Source organism: Streptomyces humi (assembly GCF_001005085.2).
Classification (GTDB): domain Bacteria; phylum Actinomycetota; class Actinomycetes; order Streptomycetales; family Streptomycetaceae; genus Streptomyces; species Streptomyces humi.
Genome location: NZ_LBMU02000142.1, coordinates 1 through 15624 on the forward strand (window position 1 = coordinate 1; position 15624 = coordinate 15624).

At 71.8% G+C, this 15624-nt stretch carries 14 protein-coding genes; 7 read left to right on the forward strand and 7 right to left on the reverse strand.

Features of this window, described 5'->3' with window-relative positions; genetic code table 11:
- Together AAW13_RS42965 and AAW13_RS42970 are read right to left on the reverse strand one after the other, a co-directional pair.
- Positions 1–1745 (reverse strand): P-type ATPase actuator domain-containing protein (locus tag AAW13_RS42965; protein ID WP_143145106.1); only part of this gene is annotated, 1745 nt, incomplete at its 3' end.
- Positions 1735–2097 carry an ArsR/SmtB family transcription factor gene (locus AAW13_RS42970; protein WP_046732631.1) on the reverse strand — a complete coding sequence of 121 codons (363 nt, stop codon included), beginning with the start codon at positions 2095–2097 and terminating at the stop codon, positions 1735–1737. The genes AAW13_RS42965 and AAW13_RS42970, both read right to left, overlap by 11 nt.
- 131 nt (positions 2098–2228) lie before the next feature.
- Between AAW13_RS42970 and AAW13_RS42975 the strand changes: the two genes are divergently transcribed.
- A complete protein-coding gene (locus AAW13_RS42975) occupies positions 2229–2684 on the forward strand; it encodes a tellurite resistance TerB family protein (protein ID WP_046732632.1) in 456 nt (151 codons plus the stop codon).
- A gap of 25 nt (positions 2685–2709) precedes the next feature.
- On the opposite strand, the gene AAW13_RS42980 is transcribed toward AAW13_RS42975, so the two are convergent.
- Together AAW13_RS42980 and AAW13_RS42985 are read right to left on the reverse strand one after the other, a co-directional pair.
- Positions 2710–4071 (reverse strand): MFS transporter, encoded by a 1362-nt coding sequence (locus AAW13_RS42980; RefSeq protein WP_046732633.1) that lies wholly within the window; start codon positions 4069–4071, stop codon positions 2710–2712.
- Between the two features lie 178 nt (positions 4072–4249).
- Positions 4250–5215 (reverse strand): ABC transporter substrate-binding protein, encoded by a 966-nt coding sequence (locus AAW13_RS42985; protein ID WP_046732634.1) that lies wholly within the window; start codon positions 5213–5215, stop codon positions 4250–4252.
- A 321-nt stretch (positions 5216–5536) separates the two neighbouring features.
- On the opposite strand from AAW13_RS42985, the gene AAW13_RS42990 reads away from it, so the two are divergent.
- Genes AAW13_RS42990 through AAW13_RS43005 form a run of 4 tightly spaced genes read left to right on the forward strand, consistent with a single transcriptional unit; the run spans position 5537 to position 9667 of the window.
- The gene (locus AAW13_RS42990; protein ID WP_046732635.1) at positions 5537–8149 is read left to right on the forward strand and encodes an ATP-binding protein; all 2613 of its coding nucleotides are present in this window, start codon (positions 5537–5539) and stop codon (positions 8147–8149) included.
- Entirely contained in the window at positions 8146–8622 is a 477-nt protein-coding gene (locus AAW13_RS42995) for a roadblock/LC7 domain-containing protein (protein WP_046732636.1), read from the forward strand. The genes AAW13_RS42990 and AAW13_RS42995 overlap by 4 nt, the downstream gene beginning before the upstream one ends.
- Before the next feature lie 45 nt (positions 8623–8667).
- The gene (locus AAW13_RS43000) at positions 8668–9084 is read left to right on the forward strand and encodes a DUF742 domain-containing protein (RefSeq protein ID WP_046732637.1); all 417 of its coding nucleotides are present in this window, start codon (positions 8668–8670) and stop codon (positions 9082–9084) included.
- The gene (locus AAW13_RS43005) at positions 9071–9667 is read left to right on the forward strand and encodes a GTP-binding protein (RefSeq protein WP_046732638.1); all 597 of its coding nucleotides are present in this window, start codon (positions 9071–9073) and stop codon (positions 9665–9667) included. Before AAW13_RS43000 ends, AAW13_RS43005 begins: the two co-directional genes overlap by 14 nt.
- A 68-nt stretch (positions 9668–9735) precedes the next feature.
- On the opposite strand, the gene AAW13_RS43010 is transcribed toward AAW13_RS43005, so the two are convergent.
- Genes AAW13_RS43010 through AAW13_RS43020 form a run of 3 tightly spaced genes read right to left on the reverse strand, consistent with a single transcriptional unit; the run spans position 9736 to position 12175 of the window.
- Entirely contained in the window at positions 9736–10401 is a 666-nt protein-coding gene (locus AAW13_RS43010; protein ID WP_046732639.1) for an ABC transporter permease, read from the reverse strand.
- Entirely contained in the window at positions 10398–11048 is a 651-nt protein-coding gene (locus AAW13_RS43015; RefSeq protein WP_046732640.1) for an ABC transporter permease, read from the reverse strand. Before AAW13_RS43015 ends, AAW13_RS43010 begins: the two co-directional genes overlap by 4 nt.
- The gene (locus AAW13_RS43020; protein ID WP_046732641.1) at positions 11045–12175 is read right to left on the reverse strand and encodes an ABC transporter ATP-binding protein; all 1131 of its coding nucleotides are present in this window, start codon (positions 12173–12175) and stop codon (positions 11045–11047) included. Before AAW13_RS43020 ends, AAW13_RS43015 begins: the two co-directional genes overlap by 4 nt.
- A 242-nt stretch (positions 12176–12417) precedes the next feature.
- On the opposite strand from AAW13_RS43020, the gene AAW13_RS43025 reads away from it, so the two are divergent.
- Positions 12418–13263: a glycosyltransferase gene (locus tag AAW13_RS43025; RefSeq protein WP_046732644.1), complete on the forward strand. Its 846-nt coding sequence runs from the start codon at positions 12418–12420 to the stop codon at positions 13261–13263.
- A complete protein-coding gene (locus tag AAW13_RS43030) occupies positions 13260–15503 on the forward strand; it encodes an ArnT family glycosyltransferase (protein WP_046732642.1) in 2244 nt (747 codons plus the stop codon). Before AAW13_RS43025 ends, AAW13_RS43030 begins: the two co-directional genes overlap by 4 nt.
- Positions 15504–15624 lie beyond the last annotated feature (121 nt).

Below are 15624 nucleotides of genomic sequence, written 5' to 3' on the forward strand. Positions count from 1 at the left end.
CCACCCCCACCGGCACCGGCACCCGTACCTGAACCCGCATCCCCACCCGCACCCCCACCCGCATCGGGATCCAGGCCGTGGCCCTGGTCCGCGCCGATGTCCAGGCCGAGGTCCCGGCAGGCGCGGGCCGCCGTCGCCGGATGGTCGCCGGTGAGCACGCGGATCGTGATGCCGAGCCCGGTGAGGGTGCGCAGGGCCTCGGCGGCGCCGGGCGCGAGGGCGTCGCGGAAGGTGACCAGGCCCCGGAAGGTGAGGTCGTGCCGGTCGGCGGCCGCGCCGGGGCGCCCGCGGGCGCCGGCCGTCCCCCCGCCCGAGCCGAGCCGGGGATGCGGGAGTCCGACGGTGGCGACCGCCAGCACCCGCAGTCCGGCGGCGGCCTGGCCGGCGGCGAGGCCGAGCAGACGGACGCGTTCGGCGGGGTCAAGGACGCACCGCTCCAGCACGTCCTCGGCGGCGCCCTTGGTGATGAGCAACCCGGTGCCGGGTCCGTCGGTGACGAGTGCGGAGGCGGTGCGCCGCTCCGGGTCGAAGGGCACGGCGTCGATGCCGTCGTACTCCTCCCCCACCGGTCCGGCCGCGGTGAGCAGGGCCTCGTCCAGGGCGTCGGGGGCGGGCAGTTCGGCGAGCTGGAGGGTCCACCAGGCGGCGACCGCCGCCCACCGCAGCGCTTCGGGACTCTCCTCGCCGTCCGGCCCGAGCGCGCGTTCGACGACGGGCCGGTCCTGGGTGAGGGTGCCCGTCTTGTCCAGGCAGAGCACGTCGGCCGCGCCCAGGTCGTGCAGCGCGGGCAGCCGTCGTACGACCACCCGGTGGGCGCGGGCGAGCAGTGCGGCGCCCCGGGCCAGGCAGGTGGTGACGACCACCGGGAGCATCTCGGGGGTGAGTCCGACGGCGACCGCGACCGCGAAGGGCAGCGTCTCCAGGCCCCGGCCGCGCAGGGCCGCGTTGGCCATGAGGACCAGGGGCGGGGTCAGCAGCATGAACCGGATCAGGACCCAGGAGATGCCGTGCACGGACCGGTCGAAGGCGCTCGCCTCCCGCCGCCCGTCCACGGCGGCCTGGGCGGCGGCGAACCGGGTCCGCCGCCCCGTCGCCACGACCACCGCGGTGGCGCTGCCCGAGGCGACCCCACTGCCCTGGAAACAGAGGTACGGCTCGTCGAAGCGTCCGGTGTCCGCGGGCCGCGGCACGTCGACGGCGGCCTTGGCGACGGGCACCGACTCGCCGGTGAGCGCGGCCTGGTGCACGGTCAGCCCACGGGCGCGCAGCAGACGTACGTCGGCGGGCACCAGGTCGCCCGGGCCGAGCCGTACGACGTCACCGGGGACCAGGTCGGCGACCGCGACCTCCCGGGCCCGCGGCTCCGCGTCCGGGCCGGCGCGGCGCAGCACGGTGGCCGTACCGGCGACGAGTTCGCGCAGGGCGGCCAGGGAGCGGTCGGCGCGGCGCTCGCCGGCCGCGCGCAGTCCGGCGCTGACCGCGACCAGGGCGAGGATGACGACGGCCGTGCCCCAGGAGGCGACGAGGGCGGAGACCAGGCCGAGGGTGAGGAGGACGGCGGTGAACGGGTCGCGCAGGGCGCGGGCGCAGCGCAGCGGCCAGGGGGTGGTGTGCGGGCGGGGCGGGGTGTTCTCGCCGACGTCGGCGAGCCGGGCCGCAGCCTCGGCCTCGGTCAGCCCGCGCGGTCCCGTCTCCAGCCGGCGCAGCACCTGAAGTGCGGTGGCGGCCTCGTCCTCAGAGTCCACGGATCCGGCGGGGCGCCGGCAGGCCGGCGCCGGTGGTGCGGTCGGTGAGGCGGCCGACGAGGAGCCGTACGACGTCCACGACGTCCGGGTCGTCGACGAGGTACACCTGGCGGCGGCCCTCCCTGCGGGAGCGGACGAGACCGGCGAGCTTCAGCTTGGTGAGGTGCTGGCTGACGGCGGGCAGTGCGCCGCCGACCCGTTCGGCGAGGCCGGTGACGTCGCTCTCGCCCTGGGCCAGCGTCCAGACGATGTGCAGCCGGGCGGGCGAGGCGAGCAGCCCGAAGGCGGCGGCTGCTTCCGTGAGCACGTCCGCGGAGGGGTCCCCGTCACCTCTGCCAGGCCCTGTCGCCACCGTCGCCGTCCTCCTGTCCACCGGATCGAGGGACCAGTCTAGGACGCGGGAACTTATCGGCGGCCAGGGCAGTTTCTACGTTGTTGTAGAAGATATTCACCGGCAGGCACCGGACCGACCGAGGAGTGCGCATGGCCCTGTGGGACCGCATCAAGGATTCCGCGACGCAGATGCAGACCCAGCTCGTGGCGAAGAAGAACGACCTGAAGAGCGGTGCGTTCCGCGACGCGAGCATGGCGATGTGCGCGCTCGTGGCCGCCGCCGACGGCACCATCGACCCGGCGGAGCGGCAGCGGGTCGCCCAGCTCATCGCCACCAACGAGGTGTTGCAGAACTTCCCGGCGGACGACCTGCGCCGCCGTTTCGAGGAGAACCTGAACAAGCTGACGACGGACTTCGCCTTCGGCAAGGTGAGCGTGTTGCAGGAGGTCGCCAAGGCGAAGAAGAAGCCCGCCGAGGCGCGGGCCGTCATCCAGATCGGCATCGTGATCGGCGGCGCGGACGGCGACTTCGACAAGACGGAGCAGGCCGTGGTGCGTGAGGCCTGCTTCACGCTCGACCTGCCGCCGCACGAGTTCGACCTCTGACCGGCGCCGTCGCGAGGGAAGACCGTCACATGCGGCGGCTCGTGGCCCAGCACAGTGCGGTGAGGGCCACGGCCACGGCACAGGCGGCCTCCGCCGAGCCGTCCAGGTAGGTACTGCCGAGGACGGCCACGCCGAGTGTCGCCCCCAGTTGCTGTACGGCGTTCAGCGCACCCGCCGCCGAGCCGACCTCCTGGGGGCGCAACGGTCGCAGGGCCATGGTGAAGAAGGCGGGGGTGAACAGGCCCGCGCCCAGGCCGACCAGGGCCAGCGCGGGCAGCAGCGGCCAGGGGTGACGGGCGGGGGCGGTGGTCGCGTACACCGCTGTCGCGGCGGTCAGGCCCAGGAGGACCAGGGCCAGGCCGTAGCGCATCATGCGGCGCCGGGCGCCACGGCGGCCGGACAGCCACGACGCGACCGCCAGCCCGGCGGACCACGGGGTCAGGCTCAGGCCCGCCGTCAGCACGTCCGCTCCGGACTGGAGTTGGAGCTGGAGGACCACCACGGTCAGCAGGCCGTTGGTCACCGCGAAGAACGCCGTCGAGGTGGCGAGAGCGGGCGGGAAGCCCCGGCGGGTGAAGAGGGTCGGTTCCAGCAGGGGAGCCTTCGTACGGCGCTGCCGCACCGCGAACGCGGCCAGGGTGAGCAGGCCGGCGGCGAGCATCGCCCAGTCGGGCGGCGGGAGTTCGGTGAGGTTCGCGCCGATCAGGGGGTGGACCAGCAGGCCGGTGCCGGCCGCCGCGAGGGCCGTGCCCGGCCAGTCGAGGGCGGGGCGGTGGGGGGCGCGGTCCTCCGGGATCCTCGGGGACAGCGCCAGGACGGCCAGGCCCACCGGGACGTTCACCAGGAACGCGGCGCGCCAGGAGGAGCCGAACAGGTCGGCATGGGTGAGGACACCGCCGAGGATCGGGCCGCTGACCGCCGCGAGTCCCATCACCGGGCCGATGCTGCCCAGCGCGCGGGACATCTCGTCTCCCGTGAACATCGCCTTGATCAGCCCGATGGTCTGCGGGACGATCGCCGCCGCCGCGGCGCCCTGCACCGCGCGGAAGGCGATCAGCAGGGCGGGGGACGGCGCCAGGGCGCAGGCGGCCGAGGCGGCGGTGAAGAAGGTGACGCCGAGGACGAAGAGCCTGCGGCGGCCCGCGATGTCGCCGAGGCGGCCACCGGTGATCAGCAGGACCGCGAACGGCAGTGTGTAGGCCGTGCTGAACCACTGGACGTCGGAGACCGGTCCGCCGAGGTCGGCGTGCACGGCGGGGGCGGCGACCTGGACGATCGTCGCGTCCAGGAGGTTCATCGCCTCGGCGAGGAGGAGAGCGACGAGAGCCGGCCACCGCCACCGGTAGGGGGTGGCGGTGGCCGGCGGACGAACGGCTGCGGAGGTCATGGCGTACGGTCCTCTCACGCTCGGAGGCTGTCGTGGGACAGCCTGCGAGCGACGAGGGGCCGTACCCCGGTCCCGGCCGGGCGGCCGCTGTTTTCCTCCGCGGACCCGGCCGCCGATGACGGAATCCGACGCCGGGACACACTCGTCGTGGGTGAGTTCCGCGCCCGTGCCCTCCGGGTCAGCTGGTGAGGCCGACCTTCTTCAGCCAGGCCTGGGCGACGTCCAGCGGGTCCTTGTTGTCCGACTGCACCTGGGTGTCCAGTGCCAGCAGGGTCGCCGTGTCCAGCTTGGCGGAGACGGCGTTGAGGGCGTCGGTGGCCGTCTGGTTCAGAGCGCTCTTGTAGACCAGGGGCTGGACGTTCTCGAAGCCGAAGAGGTTCTCCGGGTCCTGGAGGACGACGAACTTCTCCTTGGTGATGGTCGGGTCCGTGCTGAAGATGTCGGCGGCCTGCACCGAGTTCTTCGTCAGGGCGGCCTCGGTCAGCGCGCCGCCCGCGTCGAGCGCCTTGAAGGACTTGAACTCCAGGCCGTACACGGACTTGAGGCCGACCAGGCCCTGCTGGCGGGTCTGGAACTCCGGCGAGGCGCCGATGACCAGGTCCTTGGCGATGCTCTTCAGGTCGCCGATCGAGGACTTCTCGGTGAGGTTGTACTTGGCGGCGGTCGTCGCGTTGACCGTCACCGTGTCCTTGTCCTGCGCCTCCGCCGGGTCCAGCAGCGTCAGCTTGGAGTCGAGCTTGGCCTCGATGGCCTTGGTGGTCTCCTCGACGGTCTTCGGAGTGGCCTTGGGGTCGAGGTACGCGAGCAGGGCGCCGTTGTACTCGGGCAGGACCGAGATCGAACCGTTCTTGAGCAGGCCGTAGGTGGTCTCGCGGCTGCCGATGTTCGGCTTGTAAGTGACCTTGACGCCCTTGGCCTTGAGCGCTTCGCCGTAGATGTCCGCGATCAGGGTGCTCTCGGCGAAGTTGTTGGAGCCGACGACGACGGTGTCGCCGCTCGCCTTGCTGTCCGACAGCGGGTCGGACTTGCTGTCGTCGGAGGAGGAGGAACAGCCCGCCAGCAGGGCCGTCGTCGCGGCGAGCGCGACGGCCGCCACGCCTCGGTATGTCCGGATTGACCTGCTGGGAAGGGTGTTGGAAGTCACGGTTGCCGTTCCGGGAGCTGTGGGAAGGGTGGGGGTGTAGCGAACCACTCCGCACGATCCAATCCAGCCCGTTCTTGGTCAGTCAAGTGTCTCCGGGTCACCGATTGGCTTCGATCCGTGGCCAGTTGTGGACGGAGAGCGGTCTCTTTGTAACGGATTCTTGATAAAGAGCAAGCGGAGTGGCGCTTCAAGAACGCTGTAGTCTCACCGCAGTTGATATCGGTCACAGCGGTGCACGGGGCCCGCTACTCGGTGTCGTTCCGCAACAGCTCGGGGTGAAGACGCCCCCCACAGACCAGACACCCTCATGAAGGAGGCCCGGTGTCCACGAACCAGGTGGACGCGCCCGTCCGGCCCGCCCCGGAACGGAGCGGGATACGGGGATTCGCCGACCGTTGGCCCTTCCGGCGCAAGCTCAACCTGCTGGTCGGTGTGCCGCTCGCCGTGATCGCCGTCCTGCTGGCGTACGTCTTCACCGATCTGCTCCAGCAGTCCAGCGGCGCGGAGTCCGCGGCCCAGATGGTGCGTGACAGCGCGAGCGTGGCACGGCTGGTGGACAAGGTCGAGGCCGAGCACCAGCAGGCGATCCTGCTGTCCGCGCGGTACGAGGCCGGCGACGGCAAGCCCTCGGCGGCCGCCTACCGCGCGGCCCAGAAGGCGGTGAACGACCAGGTCCAGACGGTCCGTGAGGCCTTCGGCAGCGACCTGCCGGACACCGAGTCGAGCGCCCTGCGCCAGGTGGAGGGTCTGTCCAGCCTCCGCCAGTCCGTCGAGCAGTCCTACCTGCCGGCCGACAACATCGACCCGGCGTACTCCAACGCGGCCAACGACCTGATCGACGGCCTCGGTCTGGACCGCAACACCAGCCTCGCCTCCACCTTCACCGGAAACCTGCTGGACTCGCTGCTGCGGGCGGACGCCGCTCACGGCGCCTTCGAGACCAACGTGCTCGCCGCCACCACCGGGGACACCAACGCGCTGATCGAGTTCACCAACGCGGTCGGTGCCTACGACCTGTACCAGCACCAGGCCGGCCGCTTCGCCCGGTTCGCCACCGAGGGGCAGGCCCGGCAGCTCGCCGACATCGAGCACACCAAGGCGCAGAGCGCCATCGCCGAGGCCTTCGCCGAGTTGCAGATCGACCCGACCAAGCTGGTCTCCGGCAACCAGGAGCAGATCCGGCGGGCCGTGAAGGACGCGCTGAACGACTACCCCGCCTATCACGACCAGGCCGCCGCCCGGCTGACCATCACCACCTCGCTGATCGGCCAGATCGCCGCCCGCGCCGACGCCACCGACCGCGCCGCCGAACTGCGGGCGAGCCTGCTGCTGGGCGGCGCGCTGCTCGGCTTCGTCCTGTGGCTCGCGCTCTCGGTGCTGGTGCGCCGCTCGGTGATCCGCCCGGTGCAGGCCCTCACGGGGGTCGCGCACGAGGTCGCCGAGGTGGCGGGCCGCGAACTCGCCCGCGTCGCCGACGACGACGCCGAGGACGCGGGTCCGCCCCGGCTGCGGGACATGCCGGTCACCGCCCGGGACGAGATCGGCGACCTGGCCGCGGCCTTCAACCAGGTGCAGACGACGGCCGCGGCGCTGCTGGAACGGCAGGTGCTCAGCCGCCGCAACACCGCCGAGATGTTCGGCAACGTCGGCCGCCGCGTCAGCAACCTGACCACCCGCCAGCTGGCCTTCATCGACGCGGTGGAGCGGGCCGAGACCGACCCGGCGCTCCTGGAACGTCTCTACTCCATCGACCACATCGCCGTCCGCCTGCGCCGCAACGCCGACAGCCTGATGCTGCTGGCCGGCATCCGCGAGACCGTGCTGGCCGCGGGACCCACCCCGGTGTCCAACGTCGTACGGGCCGCGCTCGGCCAGATCGAGGGATACCAGCGGGTACGGCTGTACGCCGGCACGGACGCCATGATCGAGCCGGACATCATCGGCGACCTCACCCTGATGGTGGCCGAACTCCTGGAGAACGCGGTGTCGTTCTCGCCGGCGGGCAGCCCGGTCGAGGTGACCGTGCGCTCCGGCGACCAGGGTGCGCACATCGTTGTCACCGACCACGGCCTCGGCATGAGCTCCGAGCGGCTGGCCGAGGAGAACGCCCGGCTGATCCGCCGTGAGCGCCTCGACCTGGTGCCGACCAAGGTGCTCGGCCTGTTCGTGGTGGGTGCGCTGGCCCGCCGCTGGGAGATCGGCGTCGAGCTGACCCGCACCCCTGGCGGCGGTGTCACCGCCGAAGTGACGCTGCCCTCGCGGCTGTTGCTGACGATGAGCGCGGTGGCCGACACCACGGGCAGCCCGCTCACCGTGGAGCCCGCGGCCCCGGCCGAGCCGACCGGACCGACTCCGGCGGCCTCGGTGCCGGCCGGGACGGCCCCGGTGCGGGGTGGCGCGGCCACGCCGAGCTGGGCCTCCGGCCCGGAGCACACCACGGCGGAGGCCGAGGGCTCGCTCCCCCGCCGGGTACCGCGCCGAGAGCCGGCCGCCACCGACCCCGGGACGCCCCCGTCGCCCCCCGTGGCCGGCGCCACGCCTGCGCAGGCCCCGGCGCCCGGCACCACGCCACCGCCGGCCCCCGCGGCCGGCACCACGCCACCGTCGCGGCTCGCCGCCGATGCCACGGCCCCGCTGATCCCCGCCGCGCGCTCCGGCGAACCCCCGGCCGACAACGCCGACGGCACCCGTCCCCTGCGCCGCCGGGTACGCGGCGCCACCCTGCGCACCACCGTCGGAGCCGCCCAGGCCCTGGCCCAGCCGCCGCGCACCCGCGACGCCGAGGCCGAACGGGACGCCCTGGACGAGTTCGAGGCGGCGGTGGAGCGCGCCCGGCGCGACAGCGACACCGGCAGCCACGAGCGGCCCGCGCCGCACCCCGAACCGAACCCGCCGCACGACCAGATCCACCTTCCGGAAGGAGCCGAGCAGTGAGCACGTCGACAGGTGACACCCCGACGGGCGGCATCACGCCGACCGACCTGCAGGCGGCCGCAGCCGACTTCACCTGGCTGCTGAACCGCTTCGCGACCGAGACCGCAGGCGTGGTCGACGCGATAGCCGTGTCCTCCGACGGTCTGCTGATCGCCGTGTCGGAACTACGCGAGCGCGCCCACTCCGAGCGTCTGGCCGCGATCGTCTCCGGCATCACCAGCCTGGCCGCCGGCGCCTCCGGCAACTACGGCCTGGGCGGCCTCAACAAGGTCATCATCGACCTGGAGGGCGGGCACGTCATCGTCTCGGCGATCGGCAACGGCGCGGTGCTCGGCGTGGTCGCCGACAACGAGGCCAAGCTCGGCAACATCGCCTACGAGATGACGCTGTTCGCCAACCGCGCCGGTGCGGCGCTCAGTCCGCAGCTCGTCCTTGAGCTGAAGAACAGCGTCGGCGTCCCACAGACGCGCTGACCGGGATCTCCGGTAGAGATCCGGTCGAGAGAGGAAGACACAGCCATGGCGGACGGCTCACCGCCCCCGGGCAGCGACCCGGTAGGCCCCGCCCCCGCCGTACGGCCGTTCCTGGTCACCGCCGGCCGGGTGGCGGACAGCGCCTCCGGACCGGCGATGCCCGTCGAGACCCAGGTGGTGGCCACCACCGCCGGGCTCGCGGTGCTGGACCGGCTCTCCTTCGAGCAGCACGACATCATCGCGGCGTGCCGGCTTCCGCAGTCGCTCGCGGAACTGGCGGCCCGGCTGCGGCTGCACCTGAACGTGGTCCGGGTGCTGGCAGAAGACCTGCGCGAGGCCGGGCAGCTGACGGTCCACGTGCCGGACTTCGAGGCCACCCACGACTCGTCCGTCCTGCGCAGGGTTATCGATGGCCTGCGGGCCATCCCCGACTCCCGAGGGGTACTCCGTGACACCGACTGACTCGCTGACCCGGGGCGCCGGGCGTACGGCCGTACGGCCGCCGCTGCCGGTGAAGATGGTCATCGCGGGCGGTTTCGGCGTGGGCAAGACCACCGCCGTCGGCTCGATCTCGGAGATCGAGCCACTGACCACCGAGGCGTCGATCACCGAGGTCGCGGCGGGTGTGGACGACCTCTCGCTCACCCCGCGCAAGACGACCACGACCGTGGCGATGGACTTCGGCTGCATCACCATCGACCCGACGCTCAAGCTGTACCTGTTCGGCACACCCGGGCAGGAACGGTTCGGCTTCATGTGGGACGACATCGTCGAAGGGGCGCTCGGCGGTCTGGTGATCGTTGACACGCGTCGCCTGGACGACTGCTACGCCGCCGTCGACTACTTCGAGCACAAGGGGATCCCGTTCGCCGTCGCGATCAACGCGTTCGACGGGCAGGTCGAGCACACGCTGGACGAGGTGCGCTGGGCTCTGGACGTCGCTGAAGGGACGCCGCTGGTCGTCTTCGACGCGCGTGAACGGGGGTCGGTGCGGGACGCGCTGCTCGTTGTTCTGGAACTGGCGCTGGCGCGTAGTGGGGGGTAGTGCGGTGGGTGGGGAACTGCGGGCCGTGGGTGGCTGAGCGCGCAGTTCCCCGCGCCCCTTGCGGGGCGCTAGCTTCGGCGTACGCCGGGTGAGACCGTCAGTCTCGCCACCGCCCAGAAGATGCCGAGCGTGACCAGGGCCATCGCCGCCACCAAGGTCGCGCCGCCCACCACCTTCTCGTAGTTCTTCTGGTAGAGGCCGTCGATGATGTAGCGGCCGAGGCCGCCCAGGCTGACATAGGCCGCGATCGTCGCCGTCGAGACGATCTGGATGGCCGCCGAGCGCAGGCCGCTGAGGATCAGCGGCAGGGCCACCGGGAGTTCGACCTGGAACAGGATTCGTGACTCCGTCATGCCCATGCCCCGGGCGGCATCCACCGGGGACGGGTCGACCGAGCGGAGCGCCTCGTACGTCGTGACCAGGATCGGCGGTACGGCGAGGATGACCAGCGGAATCATCACCGGCAGCAGCCCGAAGCCCAGCCAGATGAACATCAGGACCAGCAGGCCGAAGCTGGGCAGCGCGCGCCCGGCCGTGGCGATCAGGGCGAGGGTGTTGCCGCCGCGGCCGTAGTGGCCGGTGACCAGGCCGACCGGCAGGCCGATCAGGGCCGCGTAGCCGAGCGCCTCCAGGGAGTACTGGATGTGCTCCCACACCCGGGCGGGGATGCCGTCGTAGCCGTGCCAGTGCGAACTGTCGCTGAAGAAGGCGTGGATGAAGTTGAGGACGTTCACCGGGTGCTCTCCTTCGGCATCCAGGGCGTCAGCACACGGCGGACGAGGACGAGGAACGCGTCGGCCAGGATCGCCAGCACGGCCGTCGTCACCACGGAGTTCACCGCCAGTTCGGGGCGGTGGTAGAGGTTCGCGTCGTTGAGCAGGTTGCCGAGGGCGCCCTGGTTGCCGATCAGCATGCCGACGCTGACCAGGGAGATGCTGGAGACGGTGGCCACCCGCAGGCCCGCGATGATGGCGGGGACGGCGATCGGCAACTGCACCTGGAAGTACCGGCGTACGGGCCCGAGGCCCATCGCGGTGGCCGCGGCCAGGGTCTCCGCGGGAACCGAGCGGACGCCGTCCACGATGGCCGGGACCAGCACCACCAGGCTGTAGACCGCGAGCGGGATCATCACCGTGGTCTCCGTCTGGCCCGTGTAGTCGATGAGGACGACGAAGAAGGCCAGGGAGGGGATGGCGTACAGGATCGTGGTCACGCCGAGGACCGGCGGGTACAGCCAGCGGAATCGCACACAGAGCTGGGCGATGGGCAGGGACACCAGCAGACCGGCCAGGACCGGGATGAGGGCCTCGCGGAGGTGCAGGCCGATCAGTCCGAAGTAGGTGTTCTGGAGGTCGCTCGGGATGTCGAAGAAGCCGCTCATCCCCCGACCCTCGCGTCGTCGCGGCCCTCGGCGTGGGCGGTGCGGATCGCGGCGCCGATGACCTGCTGGGAGACGACGCCGACCGCGCGTCCCTCGCCGTCCACGGCCACCGCCCAGCCGGTCGGGGAGAGCACGGAGCCGTCGAGGGCGGCGCGCAGCGAGTCCCGGCCGGGCATGAAGGGCCGTCCGTACGACAGCAGTCGGGCCGGGTCGATCGAACCGGCGGTGAGGTCCTGCGGCTCGCCCCAGCCGAGCGGCCTGCCGTCCAGGTCCGTCACGAGGAGATAGGGGGCGTCGGCCGAGGCGCGGGCACCGAGCCGGCCGGCGTCGGCGTCGATCGCGACGATCGGGGCCCGCTGCAACTCCAGCCCCGTGGACGGGAAGAAGGAGAGCCGCCGGATACCGCGGTCGGCACCGAGGAAGTCCTCGACGAACTCGTCGGCGGGCGCGGTGAGCAGTTCGGCGGGGGGCGCGTACTGAGCGAGGTGACCGCCGGTGCGCATCACGGCGACCATCGTGCCGAGCTTGATCGCCTCGTCGATGTCATGGGTGACGAAGACGATGGTCTTGCCCAACTCGTCCTGGATACGCAGCAGTTCGTCCTGAAGTCCCTTGCGGACCACGGGGTCGACGGCGGAGAACGGCTCGTCCATCAGCAGCACGGGCGGGTCGGCGGCGAGCGCCCGGGCGACACCGACGCGCTGCTGCTGGCCACCGGAGAGCTGGTACGGGTAGCGCTTGGCGAGCGCGGTGTCGAGGCCCACCCGTTCCATCAGTTCGGCCGCCCGGGCCCGCGCCTTCTGCTTGCTCCAGCCGAGCAGCCGGGGCACGGTGGCGATGTTGTCGACGATCGTGCGGTGCTGGAAGAGTCCGGCGTTCTGGATGACGTAACCCATGGAGCGGCGCAGGGTGTTGACGGGCTGCGCGTGGATGTCGGCGCCGTCGAGGAGGATGCGGCCCTCGCTGGGCTCCACCATCCGGTTGATCATCCGCAGGGTCGTCGTCTTGCCACAGCCCGAGGGACCGACGAAGACGGTGATGGAGCGGTCCGGTATCTCGAGGGAGAGCCGGTCGACGGCGACCGTACCGTCCGGGTACCGCTTGGTGACTGAATCTATCCGTATCAAAGCGCCGAACACCCTTCGGGTTTGGCTGAGATTGCCCGATTTTCGACCACGGTCGCCGTGGCACAGGCCATTGCGGCAAGAGTTTAGACCGCCAGTGTTTCAGGACTTTGGCGACTGACTGGTTGTCTTCAGTCTGTGACCTCCCGGTTTCCACTGTGCGGCAGCTGTGAGTTCCCTGATTCTCATTCCTCGCTCAGTGAAGCCTCAGGGCCGCCCCAGACAGCGCCCCGATGGTCATGACCATGAACGAAACGAACGCGGGAGGCGTCCGGCGCCGGTCGGTCGAGATCGTGGTGCCGGTCCACAACGAGGCTCACGTCCTCGCCGACAGCATCGGCCGTCTCCACGCATACCTCGAAGAGTCCTTCCCGTTCCCCTTCCGCATCACGATCGCGGACAACGCCAGCACGGACGCCACCTGGACGGTGGCGACCGGGCTGACCCTGCGCCTGCCGCACGTGCACGCGCGGCGGCTGGAGCAGAAGGGCCGGGGCCGCGCCCTGAAGCACGTGTGGAGCCGCTCCACGGCCGACGTCGTCGCCTACATGGACGTCGACCTGTCGACCGGACTCGACGGCTTCCTGCCGCTGGTCGCCCCGCTCCTGTCCGGGCACAGCGACCTCGCGATCGGCAGCCGGCTGCACCGGCAGGCGGCCGTCGTGCGCGGTCCCAGGCGGGAGTTCATCTCGCGCTCCTACAACCTGCTGCTCAAGGCGGGCCTCGGCGCCCGGTTCTCGGACGCGCAGTGCGGCTTCAAGGCCGTCCGCGCCGATGTGTTCCGCGCCCTCGCCCCGCACATCGAGGACACCGCCTGGTTCTTCGACACCGAACTGCTGGTGCTCGCCCAGCGCAACGGGCTGCGCGTGCACGAGGTCCCGGTCGACTGGGTCGACGACCCCGACAGCCGGGTCGACATCGTCCGCACCGCCGTGGACGACCTCAAGGGCATGGGCCGGATGTTCCGGTCCACCGTCACCGGCCGCACCCGCGTCCACGCCGTACCCCGCCGCACCACCGTCCCGCAGAACGTCACGGCCCTGCCCACCGCGGCAGTCACCGCCGTCGAGCCCATGGAGTACGCGTCATGACGACCCTCGCCTCGCCGCCCGCCCCGGCCCGGGAGGACCGGAACCGGGCCGCCGCCCCGCCGGTCTCCCGCGCCAGAAGGCTCTTCCTGGGCGCACCGGAGGACCCGCGCTGGGCACGCCCCGCGCTGTGGGCGATCCTGCTCCTGGCCACCGCCCTGTACGCCTGGAACCTCTCCTCCGTCACCGGCAACACCTTCTACGACGCGGCGGTGTACTCCGGCACCAAGAGCTGGAAGGCGTTCTTCTTCGGCGCCCTGGACGCCGGCAGCTTCATCACCGTCGACAAACCCCCGTTCGCCCTGTGGGTGATGGGCCTGTCGGCCCGCGTGTTCGGTTACGGCACCTGGCAGTTGATGCTGCCGATGGTGGCCGTGGGGGTCGGCTCGGTCGGCCTGCTGTACCGCCTCGTCAAGCGGGACTTCGGGGTCGTCGCGGGCACCGTCGCCGCGCTGGTGCTGACGCTCACCCCGATCACCGTCGCCATCGACCGCGACACCAACCCCGACCCGGTCCTGGTCTTCCTGATGCTGCTCGGCGCGGCCGCGCTGCTGAAGGCCGTGCGCACGGGCAGGTTGCTGCCACTGGTGTGGTCGGCGGTCGCGATCGGCTTCGCGTTCAACACCAAGATGATGCAGGCGTACGTCGTCCTGCCGGCGTTCTTCCTGGTCTACCTGTGGGCGACGGACCTGTCGCTGGGCAGGCGCGTCCGCAACCTCGCCGTCGGCACGGTCGCCCTCGTCGTCAGCAGCGCCTGGTGGATGGTGGTCGTCGACCTGATCCCGGCCTCCGCACGGCCGTACATCGGCGGATCCACCGACAACACGGTCTGGGACCTGGTCATCGGCTACAACGGCTTCGGCCGGATCTTCGGGGCGAGCTCCTCGGTGGGCTCGGCGGGCAACGGGGCCGGCTTCGGCGGCAGTTCGGGCCTGTACCGGATGTTCAACGACATCATGGGCGGCCAGATCTCCTGGCTGATCCCGTTCGCCGCGATCGCCCTGGCCGGCGGGCTGGTGCTGCGCGGCCGGGCGCCGCGCACCGACGCCAGGCGAGCGGCGCTGATGCTCTGGGGCGGCTGGTTCGTCCTGCACTTCCTGACCTTCTCCCTCGCCGAGGGAACCTTCCACCCCTACTACGTCACCGCCATGGCGCCGGGGATCGCCGCCCTGGCCGGTGCGGGCGGGGTCATGCTGTACCAGGCCTTCAGGGAGGGCTCGGCGGCCAGGTGGGGCTGGGTGCTTCCGGCGGCCGTCGCCGCGAGCGCGGTCTGGGCGGTCGTCCTGCTCCAGCGGGTCTCCGGCTCCGGCACGGTGTACACGGTGGCCGAGCTGGCGGCCGCGCTGGGCGGTGCGCTGGCGGTGACCGGGCTGCTGGTCGGGCGGTTCATGCGGCGGCAGCGGCTGATCGGCTTCGCGGCGCTGGCGGCGGTCGTCGCCCTGCTCGCAGGACCGGCGGCCTACTCCGTCTCGGCGGCCACCACCGCGGGCACCAACGGCACCAACCCGACGGCCGGGCCCAGCACCGGCGGCGGCATGGGCGGTACGGGCGGCGGTGGCCAGCGCCCGAGCGGCAGCGCGCCGAGCGGGAGCAAGAGCGGCAGCGGGTCCGGCGGGAGCGCCCCGAGCGGCGGCTTCCCCGGCGGTTCCAGCTCCGGCTCCAGCAGCTCCGGCTCCAGCGGTCAGTCGATGGGCCGACCCCCGTCCGGCACCGGTTCCGCCTCGTCCGGTTCCGCCTCGTCCGGTTCCGCCTCCTCCGGCAAGTCCACGAGCGAGGGCGGTCAGACGGGCGGAGGCGGCGGCATGGGCGGTGGCTCCCAGGTCACCTCCGAGATGATCACGTACCTCAAGAAGCACCAGGACGGCGCCACCTGGCTGGTGGCCGTGGCCACCGACCAGACGGCCTCCTCGATCATCCTGGAGTCCGGCCAGCCCGTGATCTCCATGGGCGGCTGGTCCGGCAGCGACGACGCGATGACCCTCGCCAAGCTCAAGAGCCTGGTGAAGGCGGGCAAGCTGCACTACATCATCGTCAGCAGCGACGGCGGCCAGGGCACCGACTCGGAGATCGCCGCCTGGGTCAAGAAGCACGGCACGGCGGTCAAGTCCTCGGCGTACAGCAGCGGTTCGAGCACGTCGAGTTCGTCGAGCGCATCGAGTTCGTCGAGCACGTCGAGCACGTCGAGTTCGTCTACCTCGACCAGCAGCGGTCTGTACCGCCTGGACGCGTCCGACGTCAGCTGACCACGGTCCCCGACGAACGGGCCGCCGGGAGACATCCCGGCGGCCCGCCCGCCCGTTCGTACGGCCCGGCCGCCCGGCCAGGCCGTACGAACGGGCGGGACGGGCGGGACGGGCGGGACGG

Excerpts from the sequence above, each read along its gene's own strand:
- AAW13_RS42975 (WP_046732632.1), top strand. The coding sequence starts at position 2,229 with ATGGCCCTGTGGGACCGCATCAAGGATTCCGCGACGCAGATGCAGACC.
- AAW13_RS42980 (WP_046732633.1), bottom strand. The coding sequence starts at position 4,071 with ATGACCTCCGCAGCCGTTCGTCCGCCGGCCACCGCCACCCCCTACCGG.
- AAW13_RS43000 (WP_046732637.1), top strand. The coding sequence starts at position 8,668 with ATGGCGGACGGCTCACCGCCCCCGGGCAGCGACCCGGTAGGCCCCGCC.
- AAW13_RS43015 (WP_046732640.1), bottom strand. The coding sequence starts at position 11,048 with ATGAGCGGCTTCTTCGACATCCCGAGCGACCTCCAGAACACCTACTTC.
- AAW13_RS43025 (WP_046732644.1), top strand. The coding sequence starts at position 12,418 with ATGAACGAAACGAACGCGGGAGGCGTCCGGCGCCGGTCGGTCGAGATC.
- AAW13_RS43030 (WP_046732642.1), top strand. The coding sequence starts at position 13,260 with ATGACGACCCTCGCCTCGCCGCCCGCCCCGGCCCGGGAGGACCGGAAC.